The sequence below is a fragment of the Amycolatopsis sp. TNS106 genome, assembly GCF_019330265.1.
GTDB classification, from domain to species: domain Bacteria; phylum Actinomycetota; class Actinomycetes; order Mycobacteriales; family Pseudonocardiaceae; genus Amycolatopsis; species Amycolatopsis lurida.
The window spans coordinates 4,698,850-4,716,275 of sequence record NZ_CP024972.1; the positions used below are offsets into that span (position 1 = coordinate 4,698,850).

At 69.1% G+C, this 17,426-nt stretch carries 13 protein-coding genes; 7 read left to right on the forward strand and 6 right to left on the reverse strand.

The window, feature by feature from the left end; translation table 11 throughout:
• Positions 1-114 precede the first annotated feature (114 nt).
• Positions 115-1,119 carry a helix-turn-helix domain-containing protein gene (locus tag CVV72_RS21095; protein ID WP_219145446.1) on the forward strand — a complete coding sequence of 335 codons (1,005 nt, stop codon included), beginning with the start codon at positions 115-117 and terminating at the stop codon, positions 1,117-1,119.
• Between the two features lie 69 nt (positions 1,120-1,188).
• Here the strand turns inward: CVV72_RS21095 and CVV72_RS21100 are convergent, their stop codons facing one another.
• The gene (locus CVV72_RS21100) at positions 1,189-2,760 is read right to left on the reverse strand and encodes an alkaline phosphatase (protein WP_219145447.1); all 1,572 of its coding nucleotides are present in this window, start codon (positions 2,758-2,760) and stop codon (positions 1,189-1,191) included.
• A 43-nt stretch (positions 2,761-2,803) separates the two neighbouring features.
• Positions 2,804-3,460, reverse strand: a complete 657-nt coding sequence (locus CVV72_RS21105; protein ID WP_219145448.1) for a hypothetical protein — start codon at positions 3,458-3,460, stop codon at positions 2,804-2,806.
• A gap of 143 nt (positions 3,461-3,603) precedes the next feature.
• Between CVV72_RS21105 and CVV72_RS21110 the strand changes: the two genes are divergently transcribed.
• From CVV72_RS21110 to CVV72_RS21125, 4 genes are all read left to right on the forward strand, one after another.
• Positions 3,604-6,555: a BTAD domain-containing putative transcriptional regulator gene (locus tag CVV72_RS21110; protein WP_304511251.1), complete on the forward strand. Its 2,952-nt coding sequence runs from the start codon at positions 3,604-3,606 to the stop codon at positions 6,553-6,555.
• A 135-nt stretch (positions 6,556-6,690) separates the two neighbouring features.
• A complete protein-coding gene (locus CVV72_RS21115) occupies positions 6,691-7,917 on the forward strand; it encodes a hypothetical protein (protein WP_219145449.1) in 1,227 nt (408 codons plus the stop codon).
• A gap of 144 nt (positions 7,918-8,061) precedes the next feature.
• The gene (locus CVV72_RS21120; RefSeq protein ID WP_219145450.1) at positions 8,062-9,447 is read left to right on the forward strand and encodes an FAD-binding oxidoreductase; all 1,386 of its coding nucleotides are present in this window, start codon (positions 8,062-8,064) and stop codon (positions 9,445-9,447) included.
• A 94-nt stretch (positions 9,448-9,541) separates the two neighbouring features.
• Positions 9,542-10,765, forward strand: coding sequence for a glycoside hydrolase family 88 protein (locus tag CVV72_RS21125; RefSeq protein WP_219154044.1), 1,224 nt, complete (start codon positions 9,542-9,544; stop codon positions 10,763-10,765).
• A gap of 151 nt (positions 10,766-10,916) precedes the next feature.
• On the opposite strand, the gene CVV72_RS21130 is transcribed toward CVV72_RS21125, so the two are convergent.
• A complete protein-coding gene (locus CVV72_RS21130; protein ID WP_255632195.1) occupies positions 10,917-11,441 on the reverse strand; it encodes a DUF4396 domain-containing protein in 525 nt (174 codons plus the stop codon).
• 236 nt (positions 11,442-11,677) lie between these two features.
• Between CVV72_RS21130 and CVV72_RS21135 the strand changes: the two genes are divergently transcribed.
• Entirely contained in the window at positions 11,678-12,697 is a 1,020-nt protein-coding gene (locus CVV72_RS21135; RefSeq protein WP_370641803.1) for an autoinducer 2 ABC transporter substrate-binding protein, read from the forward strand.
• A gap of 1 nt (position 12,698) precedes the next feature.
• Here the strand turns inward: CVV72_RS21135 and CVV72_RS21140 are convergent, their stop codons facing one another.
• Together CVV72_RS21140 and CVV72_RS21145 are read right to left on the reverse strand one after the other, a co-directional pair.
• A complete protein-coding gene (locus tag CVV72_RS21140) occupies positions 12,699-13,901 on the reverse strand; it encodes a serine protease (protein WP_219145452.1) in 1,203 nt (400 codons plus the stop codon).
• Positions 13,902-13,905: 4 nt separating this feature from the next.
• Positions 13,906-14,670, reverse strand: a complete 765-nt coding sequence (locus CVV72_RS21145; protein WP_219145453.1) for a DUF4239 domain-containing protein — start codon at positions 14,668-14,670, stop codon at positions 13,906-13,908.
• Between the two features lie 452 nt (positions 14,671-15,122).
• Between CVV72_RS21145 and CVV72_RS21150 the strand changes: the two genes are divergently transcribed.
• Entirely contained in the window at positions 15,123-16,148 is a 1,026-nt protein-coding gene (locus CVV72_RS21150) for a family 2 encapsulin nanocompartment cargo protein polyprenyl transferase (RefSeq protein ID WP_219145454.1), read from the forward strand.
• Between the two features lie 57 nt (positions 16,149-16,205).
• Here the strand turns inward: CVV72_RS21150 and CVV72_RS21155 are convergent, their stop codons facing one another.
• Entirely contained in the window at positions 16,206-17,333 is a 1,128-nt protein-coding gene (locus CVV72_RS21155; RefSeq protein ID WP_219145455.1) for a CapA family protein, read from the reverse strand.
• Between the last annotated feature and the right edge of the window lie 93 nt (positions 17,334-17,426).

A 17,426-nucleotide genomic window follows, 5' to 3' on the forward strand; every position in this document is an offset into this window, starting at 1 on the left:
CCGCTTCCGACCTGGGGAAAGCGCCCTTCGGTCGTTTTCCGGCCGGATTCCGGGTATTGACCGGAGGCGCTACCATCGCGTGCTGCGACGCCCACTCCCAGGAGGGACGACCGGATGCGCGAGACGCCGCCCCCGGCTTCTTATACCCGGCTCGAACTCGGTGACACCAGCACGATCCCGGTCGGTGTGACGGTTTCCCCGCACATCTCGCTGGTTTCGATGCTCGTCGAGGTCGTCGGCGGGTACGACCGCGGCCTGCCCGCCACCTGGCGCCGTCAGGTGGGCTCGGCGATCCCCGAGCAGGGATACCGCGCGGCGAGCTCACTCGCCCGCCGCGGCACCTCGGTGCAACCGGACTTCATCGTCCCGATCAGTCCCGGCGAGGACTCTTCCGCCGCGGCTCAGGCGGAAATGCTGCGTGAACTGACGGAATCCGACGTCCTGAAAGGCCTCGAAGAGGTCTTCGGCGACCGGGTGCCCGCGCAGTGGCGGCAGGCCGCCGACCATCCGAGACGCTGGGCCGCCTCGCTCGCGGACGCCTTCACCGCGGCCAGGCTGGCGACCGAAAACCTCTGGACCAAGGCCCGCCCCCTGCTCGACCGCGAGATCGAACGGATCGGCGTCGCCTCCGTCCGCGGCGGGACGGACGCGGTGCTCGGCCTGTTGCGGCCCCACTTCCGGTTCAGCAACGGCTGCCTGCTGCTGTCCGACCCCGAGCCGGCGAAGTACACCGTCCGCGGCCGCAAACTGATCCTCGTGCCGATGCTCGCGGGCAGCCGCTCGGTGGTGTCCAACTTCGACGAAGAGGACGCCATCTGGATCGGCTACCCGCTGCCCGGACTCGACGGCCTGCTCGACGGCGGCAAGGCCGAACCGGCCCCCGGCGTCGACGGGCTCGACCTCGTCGTCGGCGCCCACCGCGCGAAACTGTTGCGGCACTTGGGAAAGCCCGCCCGGATGGGCGAGATCGCGAATCTGCTGTCCTGTGCCGCGAGCACCGCGACCTACCACTGCGAACAGCTCGTCTCGGCGGGGTTGATCGAACGGCATCGGGAGGGCCAGGTGGTGCTCGTGGTGCGGACGCCTCGCGGCGACGCGCTGGTGGGCCTGCTCTCCTGACTCGTGAGTGGTAAGTGACGTTCTAACGACACTTACCACTCACGACCCCCACGACCAACCGCCGCTGCCTCACACCCGCTGGAGGCCCGGCTTCCCCGCTTCGACGACGTACGAACGGTCCGCGGCGAGGACCACCTTCGAGAAGTCGTACTCGGTGGTGTCCGAAACCGTCATGAAGTCCGCCCGCATCTGCGTTTGCGACGCCGTCACCCGGACATAACCGCGCTTTCCCCGGCAGTACTTGATGTGCGGGTTGTGCGACAGCCACGTCGAGGACGGATCGGTCGCGGTGTCGCTGTTGCTCGTGACCGAGGTCGTCACCAGTTCCGAACCGAACACCGGGTCGCTGTGGTTGAAGTAGTCGCGGCGCAGGTCGGCCGCCCAGTGCCGGTGGACGTCGCCGGTCAGCACGATCGGGTTCGGCACCTTGCGGTCCACGATGCCCTTCGCGATGCGGTCCCGGGAAGCCTCGTACCCCTGCCAGGAATCGGGGCTTTCACAGGTCGCCTTGTTGCCGTCGCCGTCACGGGTCGCGAAGAAGACCTGCTGGCCGAGGAAGTCCCACTTCGCCGGATGCGTCTCCAGCGCCTTCAGCAGCCAAGCCTCCTGCGTCGTGCCCAGGATGCTGCGCGACGTCGAGCGCATGTCGGTGCACGACGGGCCCGTCGTGCCGGAGGGGTCGGTCACCTGCGCGTTGCGGTACTGGCGGGTGTCGAGCATGTGGAACCGGGCGAGGTTGCCCCAGCCGAACTGCCGGTACAGGCGGATCGACGCGCCGCTCGGCTTGGCGGTCGACCGGATCGGCATGTTCTCGTAGAACGCCTGGAAACCGGCGGCCTTGCGCTCCGCGGTGGCCGGGCTGGCGGTGCCGTTCCAGTTGTTCATCACCTCGTGGTCGTCGAAGACCACGACCCACGGCGCCATCGCGTGCGCGTTCTGGAGGTCGGCGTCGGTCTTGTGCTGGGCGTGCCGGGCGCGGTACTGGGCCAGCGTCGTCACGTCCTCGGTGAACGCGAGCCTGCGCGGATTCCGGTCGGCGGCGGCGCGGCCGGATTTCCGCTCGTACATGTAGTCGCCGAGGAACAGCACCAGATCCGGGTTGTCGGCGAGCATGCCCTTGTACGAGTGGTACCAGCCTTCCTCCCAGTGCTGGCAGGAGGAGAAGCAGTACTTCAGCTGGTTCACCGCGGCGCCGGCGGCGGGCGCCGTCCGCGTCCGGCCGACGGGCGAGATGTGGCCGCCGGTCTTGAACCGGTAGAAGTATTCCCGTCCCGGTTCGAGGCCCACCGGTTCGATGTGGACGCTGTGCCCGGAGGCACGGGCGGCGGTCACGGTTCCCCGCTGCGCGATCGAGGAGAACGCCTGGTCATTGGCGATTTCCCAGTCCACTGTGTACGAAGCGTCCGGCATGCCGCCGAAGCCGTCGGGGTTCAGCGGAGCGGGAGCGAGCCGCGTCCACAGCACGACACTGTCCGGCAGCGGGTCACCCGAGGCGACACCGAGCTGGAACGGGTCGTGGATGGCGGGTGCCGCCGCCAGCGTTCTCGCGTTCGCCCACGAAGGCACGGTCGACGACAACGCCGCCGCCGAAACCGCAGCGGCTCCCCCGAGGAGTACCGCCCGCCGATTCACCTGGCCCATGAAAATTCAACCTTTCGAAGTGGGGAAAGAACGGGGAGGGATTTCACGCGGCGTAATCGGTGATGCCGCCACTACAGGCTTCGAGCGCCGGATTGGCGGCGGCGTCGGCGACGCAGACCTTGTAATAGACCCACGATCCCTTCGCGACCGGCACGGCCTTGTCGACGTGGGTGCCGTTGCCGCCGGAGGCCCAGACGTAGAACGGGCCGGCGCCGCCCTTCAGCCAGTACGCGACGACGGCGGACTTGCCGTCGGCGTTCCGGTCGTAGACCAGGAAATGCGCGTCCGACGAGCGGAACTGCCCCTCCCCCGCGCAAACGCCGGTGGAACATTCGGCACTGCCGGAACCGACTCCGCAGTCGGGTGCGATCCGCTGGTCGGAGCCGGTGTAGACGTAGCTGTCCGAGATGTAGCCGCCGAGCGCGGGGACGTAGTCCCACAACGTCGTGGTGCCCAGCGGACCGGTGACCGAGGTCCCGACCGTCTGGCAGTCGATGGTCACCGTGGCGCCGTTGGCCACCGTGCGCACCGCGGTCGCGGAAGTGCTCGGGGCGCGGCGGACGTTCAGCGGGTCACCCGCCGTCTTCACGGTCCCGGTGGCCGCGGCCAGTGCGGGAGTGGCTCCGGCGAGGCCCAAGGCGCCCGCCGTCACCAGCACGAGAAAGAAACCGGCGAGCCGCCGGACACTTGAACGCTTCATGACCGCAGCGTCGACCGGCGTCGTACACATCACGTACAAACGCCGACTGCTGTCTGCACATGCATGCGAATGGATCTAGCCAACCATGGCGGGACGGCAATATTATCGGCGGATATGGGGCTCCTGCCGTATTGGCGGTTTAGGTGACTATTCTCGGGTTTCGCGTTCTCGGTCCGCTCGAAGTGGCGGTGGACGGGCAGGTGGTGCCGCTCGGCGGGCCCAAACCCCGGCTGCTGCTGGCCGCTCTCCTGCTCCAGCCCAACGTCGTCGTCTCCACCGAACTGCTGATCGAGGTCCTGTGGCCTTCGTCCGCTCCCCGGTCGGCCGCGGCGAACATCCGCACCTACGTCCATTCACTCCGCAAACGCCTCGCCGACCACGACCCCGAACTCGGGGAACGCATCGGGAGCCGGGCATCCGGCTACATCCTCAAGGCCGCGCCCGACGAGATCGACCACATCCGCTTCGGCGAATTGGCCGCCCGCGCGCAGGACGCGCTCGGCCGCGGGGAAGCCGAATCCGCGCTGGGCCTGCTGGACCAAGCCGAAGCGCTGTGGCGCGGCGAGGTCCTCGAAGGTCTCCCCCACGACCACGGCTGGGGCGCGACCGTCGCCCGGCTGACGGAATTGCGGCTCGCGGTCCAGGAACAGCGGCTGCGGGCGAGGATCGAACTCGGCCGGACCGCCGAGGCCGTCGCCGAGCTGCGCGGCCTGGTCACCGAACACCCCCTGCGCGAAGAGCTCTGGCAGCAGCTGATCGTCGCGCTGCGGGCCGACGGCCGCACGGCCGACGCGATCGAGGCTTACGAAACGGCCGAGAAGGTCTTGGCCGACGAGCTCGGCACCGAACCGGGGCCACGCCTGCGGGAACTGCGGGCCTCACTCGTCCTCACGCCGTCCGCGACCCAGGACGCGGTGGCCGCCGCCCTCACCGTGCCGATGACGCCGGTCTGCCAGCTGCCGCTGGACCTGCCGGACTTCACCGGCCGCGACGAGGTGGTCAGCGCGCTCGTCGGACTTTTCCACGACCGGCGTGAACAGGGAAAACCCGCGATCGCGGTGCTTTCGGGGGCGCCGGGGATCGGCAAGTCCGCCGTCGCGATCCGGGTGGCGCACGCGGTCCGCGACGACTTCCCGGACGGTCAGCTGCACGTCGACCTCGCCGGGACGTCGTCCTCGCCCCGGCCCCCGATGTCCGTGCTCGCCGAGTTGCTCCGCGCCTTGGGCGTCCCCGACGCGGGATTGCCGCGTGATCTACCCGAGCGCGCGGCGCTGCTGCGTTCCCGGCTCGCGACCCTGCGGATGTGCGTCGTCCTCGACGACGCCGGCAGCGCGGCGCAGGTCCGCCCGCTGCTGCCCGGCGCGGGTTCCTGCGCGGTGCTGGTCACCAGCCGGGTCCGGATGCCGGATCTGGCCGGGGCCACCCCCGTCGACGTCGACCTGCTGTCCGAAGGCGAGGCGGCGAAGCTGCTCGAAGGCATCGTCGGCACCGAGAGGGTCGCCGCGGAGCCGGAGTGCGCGACCGCGATCCTGCGCCACTGCGGATATCTGCCGCTGGCGATCCGGGTCGCCGGGGCGAAGCTGACCCACCGGCCGGGCTGGACTTTGCGCGTGCTGGCCGACCGGCTGCGGGACGAAAGACGAAGATTGGACGAACTCCGCGTCGGCGATCTCGCCGTGCGGGCCAGTGTCACGCTCAGCTACGACCTCCTGCCGATGTCGGCCGCGACCGCGTTCCGCGGCCTCGGCGGGCTCGGCTCGGTCCAGTTCCCGGGCTGGGTGGTCGCGGCCCTGCTCGGCCGCACGCACGGTGAGGACGTCCTCGATGTGCTGGTGGACGCTCATCTGGTCGAGCTCAGCGGCTCGGACGCCACCGGCGAGCCCCGTTACCGCCTGCACGACCTGTTGCGGTGTTACGCCCTCGAACTCCGTGCGCAGGACGTGCCGGCGAAGGCACGTGACGCCACGAAACGGGTGCTGGAGGGTTATCTCGCGCTCGCGGTCGAAGCCGCGGACCGGATGCCGATCCATTTCTTCGGGCTCTACCGGGACGACACGGCCGTCCAGCCCGGGTTGCCACCGGGCACCGCGCATCTGATCGAGGATCCGGCCGCGTGGTTCGCCGCCGAGCGGCACACCTGCGTCGCCGCCGTCGCGCTGGCCGCCGATCTGGGCTTCGACTCGCTGGCCTGGCGGCTAGCCGCCGCACTGGCGCCGTACTTCGACCAGCGCGGTCACCAAGACGACTGGATGCACACGCATGCCGTCGCGCTGGCCGCCGCCCGCCGGTCCGGCGAGGTCCGCGGTGAGGCGATCATCCAGCGCAATCTCGGGCAGATCCAGCTGTACCAGGACAGTTACGCCGAGGCCCTGGTCGCGTTCGAGCAGTCGCAACTGCTGTTCGACAAGATCGGCGACACGCGGGGCGCGGCGATCGCGCTGGCCGGGCTCGGCACCGTGCTGCGGATCAAGGGTGAGGACACCGTCGCACTGGAGCACTGTCACGCGGCGCTCGACCAGTTCTCGGCGGCGGGCGATCCGCACGGTGAGGCCGTCGCGCGCATCGCGATCGGCGCGGTGTGGCTGGCGCGGCGCCGGTACGCCGACGCGGAACGCTGGTTCACCGCGGCGCTCGACCAGTCCGCCCGCATCGGCGATCGGCACCGCGAGGCGCACGCGCTGAAACGGCTCGCCATGCTGCGCCAGCACCAGGGCAACCTCGCGGGTGCGCGCGAGCGGGTCGACCGTGCCATCGCGATCTTCAACGAACTCGGCGACGACCACTGCGTCGGCTACGCGAACCAGAACCTCGGCGAGCTGTACCTGCACAGCGGCGACCTGGCCCACGCGCAGCTGCTGCTGGTCAATTCGCTGAGCGTGCACCGGCGCAATGGGGACCGCCGGTCCGAGGCCGAGGTGTCCCAGCTGCTCGGGGAACTGCACGAGGCGCTGAGCCAGCCCGAGCGGTCGCGGACGTATTCGGAGCGCGCGCTGGCGTTGTGGCGGGAACTCTCCGCGCGCCCACAGGAATCCGCACTCGCGTCGCGCCTGCAGGAATCGGCCGAAGCCTCGTACAACGACTCCGCGAGCGCCTGACCTTTTCGCGATTCGGCACCTGATTGCGGGGTTCACCCACCGCAACCAGGTGCCGAATCGCGTTTGTATCGATCGTGTACACGCCCCGGCGAAGCTCCCTTCGTAGCAACCGAGAGTGCTCGAAGGGAGACCGGAATGGTCCGGACCGTTAAGGCCCGCCGGGTGATGGCGGCCGTGCTGGCCATGGGGGCGGTCACCGCGCTGGCCGCCGGCCCCGCGAACGCGACGCCCGAAGGAAGCTGGCGCGCCGACCTGTCCACTGTGGACGGAGACGACGTCAACGTCCGCAGCCACGACGGCGTGCTCAGCCTGGAAAACGCCGCCTGGCACAGAAAACCCGACTCCGTCGGCAGCCAGGGATACCTGCTGCTGGCCGAGCAGAAGCTCGGAAAGCCGGTCAACCGCGTCACCGCCCAGGTGACCGCCGACGCGCCGAAGGGCACCGAGGTCGAGGTCGACGTCCGGGGCAAGCTCAACTCCCAGGACTGGACGGAGTGGACGCCCACCGAGGGCGGCGCCGCCCAGCTGTCCGCTTCGGTCTCCACGGTCCAGGTCCGCATCGGGCTGCGCACGGTGACCGACGGCGTGACCGCGAAGGTCAGCGACGTCACCCTTCAGGGTGAGCTCGGCCCGCAGACCAACGCGATCGGCGCGGCCGCCGCCGCGCTGACGTACAAGGTCTACGGCACCCGCGAAGGCCTCGTCGGCGGCACCACCGCCAACGGCCACGTGATCAAGTCCCGCGACCACTTCGTCGCCCTTCCCTCGGGCCGCGGCCTCGCGCCGAAGAACACCGGCAACTACACCGTCCGCGTCTGCCGCACCGACAACAGCCGGTGCGAGTACGCGCCGGTGTGGGACGTCGGCCCGTGGAACACCAAGGACGACTACTGGAACCCGTCGGCCACCCGCCAGATGTGGAAGAACCTGCCGCAGGGCAAGCCCGAAGCGCAGGCGGCGTACCAGGACGGCTACAACGGCGGCAAGGACGAGTTCGGCCGCAAGGTGGCCAACCCGGCCGGTATCGACCTCGCGGACGGCACCTTCTGGGACGGCCTGAAGATGACGGACAACGGCTGGGTCAACGTCTCCTACCTGTGGACCGGCTCCGGCCCGACCGGCGTGGTGAGCACGGCAGGCGACCCGATGAACGTCCGCGCTTCGGCGAGCACCTCGGCGGCCATCAAGGGCCTCGCGGCGAACTATGCGAAGGTCAACATCGAATGCTACGTCGAGGGAGAGACCGTCACCGGCAAGTTCGGCACCAGCAACGTCTGGGACCGGATCGGCCCGGGACACTACATCTCCGACACCTACCTGCAGACCGGCTCGGACCTGCCGGTGGCGCCCAAGTGCTCGTGACGCACCCCTGATCGCGAAGGCCCGGCGTACCCCATAACGCCGGGCCTTCGCCCTTTCGTCCGCCCTTTTTCCCGCGCGGGCGGACCTGGGGCCGGGGCGCCCGCCATCGAGACTGGGCGGTAGCCACGACCTGAGGGGGTCCGCATGAATCCGCCGGAAACGACCACGTTGCGCGACAAGCTCTCCGGCACGGTGGTCACCGCCGTCGATCCGGGGTACGACGCCGCCCGCGCCGTGTGGAACGGGGACATCGACCGGCGCCCGGCGGTGGTCGCCGAATGCGCCACGCGCGAAGACGTCGTCACCGCGCTGGCCTTCGGCCGTGAAAAGGGCCTCGAGATCACGGTGCGCGGCGGCGGGCACAGTTTCAGCGGTTCCGCCGTGGCCGACGACGGTCTGGTGATCGACCTCGGCGGGCTGCGCCGGATCACCGTCGACCCGGACGCCCGCACCGCGGTGGTCGGGGGCGGTGCGCTGTGGGCGGATGTCGACGAGGCGACCCAGCGGCACGGGCTCGCGACGGTCGGCGGCACGGTGAGCGACACCGGCGTCGGCGGCCTCACCCTCGGCGGTGGTTTCGGCTGGTTGACCGCGAAACACGGGCTCACGATCGACAATCTGCTCTCGGCGGAGGTCGTGACGGCCGACGGCCGGATCCTGCGGGCATCCGAGGCGGAGCATCCGGACCTCTTCTGGGCGCTGCGCGGTGGTGGCGGGAACTTCGGTGTGGTCACGGAATTCGAGTTCCGGCTGCATCGGGTCGGCCTCGCCGAGGTCGGGATGTTCTTCTGGACATTGGCGGACCCGCCCGAGGCGATGCGCTTCGCGAAGGACGTGATCGCGTCGTTGCCGTCGGGCACCGGCTCCATGCTCGTCGGGCTCAACGCGCCGCCCGCGCCGTTCGTCCCGCCGGAGCACCATCTCGCGCCGGGTCTCGCGCTGGTCGTCGCCGGATTCGACGGCCCAGAACGGCACGGCCCGCTGGTCGAGCGGATCCGGAGCGGGCTGCCCACGGCGTTCGAACTGGTCACCCCGATGCCGTACGCGGAGCTGCAGAAGCTGCTCGACCCGACCGCGCCACGGGGCATCCTCGCCTACGAGAAGTCGCTTTACGTCGCTTCGCTGTCCGAAAAGATCATCGATGTCATCGCCACGCGCCTGCCGGACAAGGCGTCGCCGACGACCGTGCTGCCGATCGTGCCGTTGCAGGACACGTTCTCGACGGTGCACGACGACGCGACCGCGTTCGGCGGGCCGCGGACGCCCGGGTTCGTCGTCGGTATGGCGGCCACCGCCCCGACGCCGGAACTCCTGGCGGCGGATCGCGTCTGGGCGCGGAGGCTGTGGGAGGAGCTCCTGCCGCATTCCAACAACCACGGCGGCTACCTGAACTTCATGAACGAATACGACGAAGACCGGGTGCGTACGGCGTTCGGCGCGGAGAAATACGCGCGGCTGGCCGCCATCAAGGCGGTGTACGACCCGGACAACGTGTTCCGGCACAACGCGAACATCCGTCCCACTGAGTGAGCCTTTTATTCACAACCATGAACGGTCTTCACAATCCCTTCATCGTCGTGCGAAACTCCCGTGACGCATTTCCCACTGACGAATGGCGGGCATTGTGAGCGTTTCCCGGCGAACCCTGTTGACGCATGTTCCCGGCATTGCCGCCGTCGCGGCGACGACGATCACCCCGGCCGCCGGCGCGGCCGCGGAAACGACCGACAGCCTGAGGACTTTCCGCCGAACGGCCGATTACGCGGTCGCCAAGTTGCGAGCCGTCGCTCCCGGCGTGACGGCCTTTCCGGAGATCACCCGGTTCGAGAAATGGACCTATTCGCAGAACGGCGGCTGGATCGGCGGATTCTGGCCGGGCACTTTGTGGCTCGCCTCGATCCACAGCGGCGATCCGCAATTCCGCACCCTCGCCATGGCGTCGGCGGAAAAGCTCGCACCGCGCCAGCACGAGACGCGGGACCACGATCTCGGATTCCTCTTCTACCCGTCGTGGGTGACCGGCTGGCGGCTCACCGGCGACGAGAAATGGCGCACCGGCGCGCTCACCGCCGCCGCGTCGCTCATCCAGCGTTACAACGAAAAAGGGAAGTTCATCCGGGCGTGGGGCGCGCTCGACACCCCGAACAACGCCGGGCGGGTCATCATCGACACGATGATGAACCTGGATCTGCTGGCCTTCGCGAGCAAGCAGACCGGTGACCGGAAGTACCTCGACATCGCCGTCGCCCACGCGAAGACCACCGAGCGGGTCTTCCTGCGCCCGGACGGCTCGACGCCGCACGTATTCGACTTCGATCCCGCAACGGGCGCCGAAATCGGGCCGAACACCGTGCAGGGTTACAGCCCGGCGTCCTGCTGGTCGCGCGGACAGGCGTGGGGGATCTACGGATTCACCACGATGTACCGGCGTTCCGGCGACCCGCTGTTCCTGCGGACCGCGCAACGCCTGGCCGACTTCGCGCTGCGCGCGCTGACTCCCGACAACGTGCCCGTGTGGGACTACCTCGCACCGCAGGCGCCGTACGACATCAAGGATTCCTCCGCCGGCGCGGTGATGGCGTGCGGCCTGCTCGACCTGGCGAAGGTCGCGAACCGGCCGCACTACCGCGAGGCGGCGATCCGGATCCTCACCGCGTTGTGCGACACCTGCCTGACCACGAAGTCCACTCGCGCCGAGGCGATCGTGGCACGGGGGACCCGCAACCGCCGCGCCGAGGACGGCATCGAGGTTTCGCTACCCTACGCCGACTACTACCTGTTGGAAGGTCTTTTGCGGGTGCTGATGCCGAAGGAGATCGACAGGGCGATCGACCTGTCGAGCGTCTGACGACGGGTGGCGGCCTTCGGGGCGTTGCGGGTCCGTGAAGGCCTCCTTGAGGGACTCTGGGTCCCTCAAGGAGGCCTTCACGGACAGGTTTCAGTGGTGCGGAGTGGCGGTCCGACTTCCGACCTTCCGCGACTCGTGCAGCGAAGGGCGCTCAGTGCGCGTGGTGCCCCTCGTGACCACCGTGTCCCTCGTGGCTCTCGTGACCACTGTGGTCGCCATGCCCGCCGTGGTGCGCGTGAACCTTCGCGTGCCCCAGCCCGCGCCCGATCATCCACTTGTTCACCGGCACCGTCAGCACGAACGCGACGGCCAGCGCGAACGCCAGCGCACCCCAGAACAGCAGGCTCGCCAGTCCGGCTTCCATGGCACCCGGAACCACCAGCATGACCCCGTTGTCGACGATCTCCATGACCGCGATCGACACGGTGTCGGCCGCCAGCGCCACCTTGAGCGCGGTGCCGAACGACAGGCCCGACTTCAGCACGCCGCGCATGGTCAGCGCGTAGCCGAAGACGAAAGCGAGCGCCACCGCGAGCATGATCGTCGCCACGTTGCCGAGACCGAGCGCCGTACCGATCACCATGCCGAGGACCTCACCGATCGCACAGCCGGTGAGGCAGTGCAGGGTCGCCGAGGCCGCCATCGACCAGCTTGCTCCATGCCGTGTCTCGTTCATGCGGACACCATACCCCCCACCCGTATATATGGCTCAGTGATCCACGTCTCGCGATCACTCAAAGTCACCTCCGTAGGCCGACCCGGTAATCAGCCCAGGTCGATGAACTCACTTCCGTAACCCTTTGCGCTCATCCGGTTGACCGGGGTAACCGAACACCCCTAGTTTCGCCGGAGGTCTCCACCGCGCGTAGACCGATCGGCTGGTTCAGGTAGTTCCGTGACTATGGGGTGGAGATGCGAGGGCCGACGAAGACGCTCGTCGTTGCCACTGTGCTCGCTTGGGGCATGGTGTTCGGGCTGACCGGCTGTGGCGGTGGTGAAGAACCGGCGGAGACGGCGGCGAAGCCGATCCGGATCGCCTTCGTGCCGAAGGTCGCGGGCATCCCGTACTTCGAGGCGATGAACACCGGCGGGCAGGCCGCGGCCAAGCAGCTCGGTGTGGAATGGAGTTCGACCGGCCCGGCCACGGTCGAGCCCGCGGCGCAGGTCACGATCATGCGCGGCCTCGTGGACCAGCAGGTGGACGTCATCGCGATCGCGCCGAACGATCCCAGGGCGATCGCGCCGGTGATCACCGAGGCGCGGGCCAAGGGTGTCCATGTGATCACTTCGGACACCGACGCGCCCGGCACCGATCGCGAGCTCTTCGTCAACCAGGCGACCCCGGAGGGCATCGGCAAGGCGCTCACCGACGCTTTGATGAAGAAGATGGGGAACGCGGGCAAGTACGCGATCGTCTCCTGCGGCGAAACCGCCGAGAACCTCAACGCGTGGATCGCCGTCCAGCGCGCTTATACGGCTACGGAGTACCCCCATGCACAGCTCGTCGAAACGGTCTACGCCGGCGAGGACAAGGACAACGCCACCGCGCTGGCCAAAGGGCTGATGGCCAAGTACCCGGACCTCACCGGCCTGGTCGGCGAATGCACGACGTCCGCGCCCGGGGTCGCCGAGGCGGTGCGGTCACAGCAGAAGATCGGCCGCGTCTTCACCGTCGGCGTCGGGACGCCGCAGGCGATCAAGCCCTACCTGCTGGACGGTTCCGCGTCGCTGTCGGTGCTGTGGAACGTCGAATCGCTCGGCTACCTCACCGCGTGGGCGGGCAAGCAGATCGCCGAGGGCAAACGGCTCGGCCCGTCGAACAAGGTCAACCTCGAACTCCCCGCGATCAAGTACGAGGAAGACACGAAGACCGTGCTCCTCGGCGACCCGCTGCTCATCACGCGCGAGAACGTGGACCAGTTCAAGTACTGACTCACCGGCCCCGCCGGACGGCGGCCGCCGCCGCCGCGCCACCGCCGAGGATCAGCACCAGCGCCGTCAATCCCCACCGCCGTTTCTCCTTCGTACGGGCGAGGGAATCGGTCTCCGCCGCCTCCTCCTTCCGTTCCCGGGGCGCGGCCGAACGAGACGGCTTCGGCACGGGAGCGGGCGGCGGGACCACCTTGGGTGCCGGCGTGGACGCCGGGCTCGACGGCGTCGGCGAGGGAGTCGGCGAAGGACTCGGCGACGAAGAGGGACTGGGCGACGGCGTGGAAGACGGGCTGGGAGACGGCGTGGGTGAGGGCGTCGGCGTGGGTGAGGGCGTGGGTGTCGGAGTCGGCTTGGGCGGCTCCGGTTTCGGCGGTTCGGGCGCGGTGAGGCAGCCCGCGGCGTCCGAACCCGCCAGCGGCGGGCCCGAACGCACCACGGTCACCTGCCCGCTCCGGTCGAGGCGGTAGAGCACGCTGCGCCCGCCGATCCGGTTCGCCGTGGCGTACAGCGCGCCGTCGCGACCGAGCACGACCGAACCGTAGACGTCCGCGGGCGGGAAACGCGCGTCTTCGGCTTCGCGGACCTTGCCGGATACCGGATCGATGGTGATCACGGCGCCCTTCCCCCGCCAGGTGGTGGACACGCCGTAGAGCAATCCGTTGTGGTACGCGAAATCGTTGACGTCGTGGGCGAGCGTGATCGGCCGGAGGAACACCGTCCCGATCACCCGCAGGTACCGCTCCCCCGGCGACAAGTCCACTGTGTACAGTGTGCCGTTCCTGAGCAGATACCAGGAATTCCCGCCTATCGCGCCGGCGGTCACCCCGGCGACGGGGCTCCACAACGGCAACCGGTTCCCGGCGCGGGTGATCGGACCGAGGTCCTGGGTCTTCCCGTCCTGGTCGATCGTCACCGCGTGCGCGCCCCGGCTGAGTCCTTCCGCGACACCGAAGACCAGGTTCCGCGTCGCGGAGTACCCGAGCGCGTTGAGCCGGTAGCCCGGTTCGGTCACCCGCGAAGTGGCCCCCGATCCGGCGTCGAGCCAGCGCAGCTTCGACTTCCCGTGCGACCCGGTCTCCGCCTGCACCACCAGGCAGGACTCGGCGGCATGTGCGGCCATCGGGGCCAGCAAGGCCGACGCCCCCACCAGACCGGCGACGGCCACCGTCGCCGCCGACCGCGTCACCCGGTCCACAGTGCTCACCGGCTCAAGAGATCCTCGCCAGCGCGGAGGTGAACGCGTCCGGCGGGATCCGCACCCCGCCGCCGAACGGGTTCTGCAGCTGGTAGATCGCGAACAGCAGCAACGTGACCGTTCCTGCCAGCGTGGACACGATCACCAGGTGCGCGGCCAGCCGGGTGCCACCGAACAGGTTGGGCAGCAGCGCCGAGATGAGGCTGCCGAGAATGAGCGCGAACCAGACGACGCTGCCGACCCGGCTGCCCTCGACCGCGTTGAGCCGGTCCTGCCTGGCCTCGTAGACCTGCCAGAGCTGGGTGGCCGCCTCGGCCTTGCGCTCACGGATCCAGTCGTCGTCCGACGGGGCCCTGTCCACCGCCTTGCGCAAGCTGTCGAGCTGCACCCAGCCACGATCGGGGATATTCGTCTGTCCCCCGGCCATCAGCGGCCACTCCTTCTGCTCGACCGTGGTGATGTACTCCGCGCTCAGCTTCCGCACCTCGTCCTTGACCTCGGTCCCCAGCGAATCGGCGGCCCAGACCGCGGCGACCAGGCTGTCCGCCTCGTGGTACGAGCCCTCGCGCGCCGCGCTCGCGGAGTCGAAGAGCGAGATCAGGATGAACGCGACCAGGACGGCGTGCAGTCCGCCGACGATGGTGAACACCTGACCGGCGGCGTCGTTGTTGTCCGGCCGTCCCTCGTCCCAGCCGAACCGGCGGACGAGGTAGCCGACGAAGCACGCGATGGCCGCCGCGCCGACGACCCAGGCGATGCCGGTCAGGTAAATACCCATTCGAGTCCTTCCCACGGAGACTGCTGAAGCTAGTTCACACTTCCACGGGCGAAAAGGCCGGTTGAATCAATTCATACCAGTGGCGGAAGAAGCCCGGCCTGCCTTCACCGGCTCGGCCCAATTTCTCAGCGCTCGAAACAATTTCCGATACACGCCGGAAAGGCGCATCACCGGTCGGAGAGCCAGGCTTCACGACCGAGTGAGCGGCCACCACGAGACGTCACCGACGCCGTCGCATACCCGCATTTCGCGCAGCTCCGGCACCCGAACGGCCGTCTCCAGGCCACGCATCCGGAGCAGTCCGGCAAACAGGTGAACCTCTTCGCAGACCCGATCGAGCTGTTTGTCCGGGCATTACCCCTTGCTATGTTGACTTTGCCAATGCCCCACTCGAATGAGTAGCGACGAATTGCGAAAACAGCAGTTCACCGGGTCGATCGAAAGGGAGTCCGTTGACGACAACCGAGACCCATACCGGAGCCCGGCCCGCCGGTGAAGTGCTGACCTGGAGCCGGAAGCTGCTCGACCCGGCCCTGCGCCAGACCGTCGACGGCCTGCCCGAATCGATGCGGCTCATCGCCGGCTACCACTTCGGCTGGTGGGACGAACACGGACGTCCGTCCACTTCGGACAGCGGGAAGACGTTGCGGCCCGCGCTGGCGCTCCTGTCGGCGCAGGCGGTCGGCGGGGACGCCGAAATCGCCGTGCCGGTGGGGGTCGCGGTGGAGCTGGTGCACAACTTCTCCCTGTTGCACGACGATGTGATGGACTCCGACACCACCCGGCGGCACCGCCCGACGGCGTGGACCGTTTTCGGCACCGGCGCGGCGATCCTCGCCGGGGATGCCCTGCTGTGCCGGGCCTTCGAGGTGCTGTCCCCGTTCGGGCAGACCGCGCTGCGGGTGCTCAGCAGCGCCGTGATCGATCTCCTGGAAGGCCAGAGCGCCGATCTGAAGTTCGAGGAACGCGGTGACGTCGACACCGCCGAATGCGTACGCATGGCCGAAGGGAAGACCGGCGCGTTGCTCGGGGCGTCGTGCACGCTCGGGGCGCTGGCCGGGGAAGGGAGGCAGGATCAGGTCGACCGGCTGACCGAGTACGGGAGGGCACTCGGGCTGGCGTTCCAGCACATCGACGATCTGCTCGGGATCTGGGGCGATCCGGCGGTGACCGGGAAACCGGTCCACTCGGATCTGTCCAACCGGAAGAAGTCCCTGCCGGTGGTGGCCGCGCTCCATTCGGGGACGGAAGCCGGGCGAGAACTGGATGTCTTGTACCGCAAGGAAAACCTCGAAGCCGCGGAATTGCCCCACGCGGCCGAGCTGGTGGAACGGGCGGGCGGCCGGGCTTGGAGTCAGGAGCAGGCCGACGCGCTCCTGACCGGCGCGCTGCACCATCTCGCCGTCGCGAACCCGGTGCCCCGCCCAGGCGCCGAGCTCGCGGCCCTCGCGAAGCTGGTGGTGCGGCGACGGTATTGAAGGCGGGCGCGGTAAGGCAGGGGTGGGCGGGGATGAGCCCACCCCTGTCCCGTCGGGTCAGCGGCCGGGGCGGGCCAGTCCCCGGTCGCCCGCGCCGCGGCTGAGGACGACCTCGTCGGTGGCCTTGAGCGCCTCCGCGCCGGCGTTCCCGGCCTGCCCCGCGGTCAGATCGAGCAGGCGGATCGGCGGGCCGAGCTGGACCAGTGTCGGGACGTATTCGGCCTTGTCGACCTTCCAGCGTTCGCCGTCCCGCACGAACCGGAACCGCGCGGCCGCGCCCTGCTCGGTCGAACCCTTCGGCTCCGAATGCCGGGCGACGCTGTTGCCGAGGCCGTAGGCGACCCATTTGCCGTTGATCTGCTCGAAGGGCTGCACGACGTGCGCGTGGTGGCCGATGATCAGGTCGATCGAGTCGTCACCGAGGAGTTTCTTCGCCAGTGAGCGCTGCTCGGCGGTCGGGTCGTGCTGGTATTCGGTGCCCCAGTGCAGACTCGCGAGGACGACCTGTGCGCCCGCCTTCCGCGCCGCCTTGGCCTCGGCGATCACGTCTTCGGCGTCGATCTGGTTGACCAGCCAGGGTTTGCCCGCGGGCACCTTGATTCCGTTGAACCCGTAGGAGTAGGAGATCTGGGCGACCTTGACGCCCTTGACGTCGACGATCAGCGGCTTCTTCGCCTCTTCGGCCGAGCGCGCCGAACCGGTGTGCTTGATCCCGGCCTCGTCGAGTTCGTCGAGTGTCCTGGTCGCGCCGTCCACACCCTGGTCGATCGTGTGGTTGGACGCCGTCGAACAGTTGTCGTACCCGGTGTCCTTGAGCGCGCCGGCGATCTCGGGCGGCGCGCTGAACGACGGGTAGCCGCTGTACGGCCCGCCCTTCGGCGCGAGCGGGGTCTCGAGATGGCAGATGCCGAGGTCGGCGCCGGAGACCAGCGGTTTGATCCCGGCCAGCAGGGGGCGGTAGTCGATCTTGCCGCCGCCGTCCTCCTTCGCCTGCTCGGTCAGCGCGGGATGGATCAGCACGTCACCGGTCGCGACCACGGTGAACGACCCGTCCGGCGCCTGGCTCGGCCCCGGCGCCGCGGGCGTGACGGGCTGCTGTTGCTGGTCCGGAGCGCTGCTGCACCCCGCGAGCAGGAGAGCGGCGCCGAGGAGGGCGGTGGTCTGACGGGCACGGGAGCTGAACATCTGTTCCCTCGATCGGGTGAAGGTCCCTCCATCCTGCCTTACGGGTGGTCACTGGACAGCGCCACGCCTGATCACGGGGGTATCGGCGCCTTG